The organism is Mesorhizobium shangrilense, assembly GCF_040537815.1.
Lineage (GTDB): Bacteria > Pseudomonadota > Alphaproteobacteria > Rhizobiales > Rhizobiaceae > Mesorhizobium > Mesorhizobium shangrilense.
On record NZ_JBEWSZ010000034.1, the window covers coordinates 1 to 3,323 of the forward strand.

At 60.2% G+C, this 3,323-nt stretch carries 1 protein-coding gene and 3 pseudogenes; 3 read left to right on the top strand and 1 reads right to left on the bottom strand.

What is annotated here, in order from left to right; genetic code table 11:
* The first annotated feature begins 391 nt into the window (after positions 1 to 391).
* Positions 392 to 1,156: pseudogene (locus ABVQ20_RS40310) on the top strand (IS5 family transposase).
* Positions 1,157 to 1,185: 29 nt separating this feature from the next.
* Here the strand turns inward: ABVQ20_RS40310 and ABVQ20_RS40315 are convergent.
* A pseudogene (locus ABVQ20_RS40315) lies at positions 1,186 to 1,440 on the bottom strand (transposase); the annotation flags it as partial.
* A gap of 106 nt (positions 1,441 to 1,546) precedes the next feature.
* Here ABVQ20_RS40315 and ABVQ20_RS40320 point away from each other — a divergent pair.
* Both ABVQ20_RS40320 and ABVQ20_RS40325 read left to right on the top strand, forming a co-directional pair.
* A complete protein-coding gene (locus ABVQ20_RS40320) occupies positions 1,547 to 2,815 on the top strand; it encodes an IS256 family transposase (protein ID WP_354465409.1) in 1,269 nt (422 codons plus the stop codon).
* A 110-nt stretch (positions 2,816 to 2,925) separates the two neighbouring features.
* Positions 2,926 to 3,180 (top strand): annotated as a pseudogene (locus tag ABVQ20_RS40325) (IS110 family transposase); the annotation flags it as partial.
* Between the last annotated feature and the right edge of the window lie 143 nt (positions 3,181 to 3,323).

The following is a 3,323-nucleotide window of genomic DNA, read 5'->3' on the forward strand; positions in this document are numbered from 1 at the left end:
TCCACATCATCAGCTTTGGCATCCGTCGCCATCTGCGCCGGCATGCCGACCTTTGGCTTTCCGCACAAGACCACGAGCACTCGTGCCAGCGACAGAAGGCGTCCCGACCCAATCCGCGGCGACCGCCATCAAAATTCGACCTTCCGCCGTGCCATCATCCCTTGGGGTCGCATCGCGGTTGCCCTTCATTCACCCGACGAGGACAATCCCGACCGCCCCTCCAGGCTACAATCCCCATAGTGCCAGACCAGCCCGCGGCTTCGCTCAATCCGGCTTGCAATGAGGTCCGACGTCGAGCCCGCGTGCCCCGCCTGTGCCCCGGACCTCACAGAACCCTCCAGATTCCCTTTTTGCTCGTGGCGTGATTCAAGACTGCTTTTTGGAGGCAGCCGTGGGTGTGATGGATCGGTTGGTATTGAGCGACACGGCGTGGGAGCGGATGGCGCCGCTGATCATAGGTCGGCCCGATCAGAAGGGGTCGACGGGTCGGGATAACCGGATGTTTGTCGAGGCGGTGCTATGGATTGTCCGAACAGGCTCCCCCTGGCGCGATCTTCCCGATGTATTCGGCGATTGGAACAGCGTCTTCCGTCGCTTCAGTCGATGGAGCAGCAAGGGTGTCTGGTGGCGCATCTTCGAGGCGATGTCGGACGATCCGGACTTCGAATATCTCATCATCGATTCCACCATTGTGCGGGCCCACCAACATGCGACCGGCGCCAAAAAAGGGGGTCTGAAGATCAAGCCCTTGGTCGTTCCCGCGGCGGTCTGAGCACCAAGATACACATGGCAGTTCGCGGCTTGGGCTGCCCTGTGCGGTTCACCCTTACCGCAGGTCAAAAAGGGCGATGCGCCGCAAGCCGCCGCCTTAATCGAAGGACTGCCCGCCGAGGTCGTCATGGCCGACACCGCCTATGACGCCGACCACTTACGCCAAGCCATCGCCGCCAAGGGCGCGATCGCTGTCATACCCAACAACCCATCGCGCTCGCTTAAATATTCACTCGACAAGCACCTCTATGCCCAGCGCCATCTCGTCGAATGCTGCTTCTCCAAACTCAAGCAGTTTCGCCGGGTCGCAACACGCTTCGAGAAAACCGCCCGCAACTACCGCGCAGTTGTCACTCTCGCGGCTATCGTCCTATGGCTAAGGTAAATGTCCACACTGCCTAGAGCACGTCCTGTTTAATCCGGTTCATATCCTGCGGCCTTAAAGTAGTTTACGCATTCGGCTGGCGTGAAGAGGTCGAGAAGCGGACCGACGGCGTCCCACAAAGCCTTGATGGTTCTCTCGGCCTTTGCTCGCAACAACGCCTTGAGCTTGGAGAAGGCGTTCTCGATGGGGTTGAAGTCGGGACTGTAGGGCGGCAGGTAGAGCAGGCTCGCGCCTGCGGCCTCAATCGCGTCGCGCACGCCGGCGGCCTTGTGGGCGGGCAAGTTGATGGGGAGAGCTATGGCTGAAACTGGGTGATGACGGTTTGAGAAGGGCGGCGTATCGAGGCGGGTGATGAAGCCTGCCAGAACCTCTCAAGGAGAGCGATACGCCATGAACGAGACTATCAACATTGTTCGCCTTCGTCAGCCCGACGAAATCGATGATCCCCTGACGGATGTGCTTCGCACCGGCGCGCGCAAATTGCTGGCGCAGGCGATCGAGATGGAGGCCGAAGCGTTTCTTGCCGAGATGCGGGATCTCAAGCTTCCGGACGGACGTGACCGGCTGGTCCGGCACGGTCGCGGCCCGCAGCGGAGCATTCAGACGGGGATCGGGGCGGTGCCCGTCAGCCGGGTGAAGGTCCGGGATCGTGGCGCGAACGGTGAAGCGGAGCGCATCCGTTTTTGCTCATCGATCCTGCCGAAATGGGCGCGTCGGACACGAAGTCTAGATGCGCTTCTTCCCGTTCTCTACCTGCGCGGCATTTCGACGGGCGACTTTCAGGAAGCTCTGGCAGCTCTGTTGGGCAAGGAGGCGCCGAACCTCTCACCCTCGGTGATCACGCGACTGACGGCACAGTGGAGCATCGAATACGATCGTTGGCAAAAGCGCGATCTTTCGGCGCGCCGCTATGTGTATGTGTGGGCGGACGGGGTCTACCTGCAGGCCCGGATGGAAGATCATGCCGAATGCATGCTGGTCCTGATCGGCGCCACGCCCGAGGGCAAGAAAGAGCTGCTCGGCTTCCAGACCGGCATTCGTGAGAGCGCACAGAGCTGGCGCGAGCTGCTGGTCGACGTCAAGCGTCGTGGCCTGCAGATCGCGCCCGATCTTGCCGTCGGCGACGGCGCGCTTGGCTTCTGGAATGCGCTCGATGAGCTCCTTCCCGGCACCAAGCACCAGCGATGCTGGGTGCACAAGACAGCCAACGTGCTCAACAAGGTGCCGAAATCGGTGCAGGCCGCCATGAAGACGGACTTGCGCGAAATCTTTTCCGCCCCGAACCGAGCCTCAGCCGAGACGGCGATTGCCGTCTTTGTCGAGAAATATGATGCGAAATACGGCAAGGCGGTCGACTGCCTGACCAAAGATCAGAATGCCTTGCTGGCGTTCTACGATTTCCCCGCCGAACATTGGGATCATCTGCGAACGTCCAATCCCATCGAGAGCGTCTTTGCGACCGTTCGCCATCGCACGGTGCGCACCAAGGGCTCGCTCTCCTCGAAAACCGCCAGGCTGATGGTCTTCAAGCTGGTCATGGCCGCCGCCAGGACGTGGCGACGACTGAAAGGACAAAATCAGTTGCCTAAACTCATCGCAGGTGCCACGTTCCAGGACGGAATCGAGGTCATTGAACTGAAGCCGCAGAGCGCCGCTTGATCAGCCTCGTCACCCAAATTCCAGCATAGCTCTTGATGGGGTGGACGCCCCCTCACGGCATCGCTGTGCCAAAGTGGTGTCGTTGATCATCACTTGAACGGAGGCGTCCCATGTTGGAAGTTAGCACAATCGGATTGGATCTTGCGAAGAACCTGTTCCAGGCGCACGGCTCGGATGCGTTGGGAGCGGTCCTGTTTAGAAAGAAGCTTCGCCGCGATCACGTTCTTGAGTTCCTCGCTGCTCAGCCGGCGTGCACGGTTGCCATGGAAGCGTGCGCCGGCAGCCATTACTGGGCGCGGGAGATTGCGAAGCTGGGACATGACGTCCGGCTGATCGCCCCGGGCTACGTCAAGCCTTTCGTAAAGATATGCTCACCTGACCATAACTTCACTAATCGTCAGGTGACCATAATGCGGAGGAGCGCGTGAAATCCGCACGGTTCTGCCGTTCGTCGAGGGATTTGCTCCGCATTATTTTTCGGCGAACCTCTGCGGTCGTTTGACCAGCA

Excerpts from the sequence above, each read along its gene's own strand:
- ABVQ20_RS40320 (WP_354465409.1), top strand. The coding sequence starts at position 1,547 with ATGAACGAGACTATCAACATTGTTCGCCTTCGTCAGCCCGACGAAATC.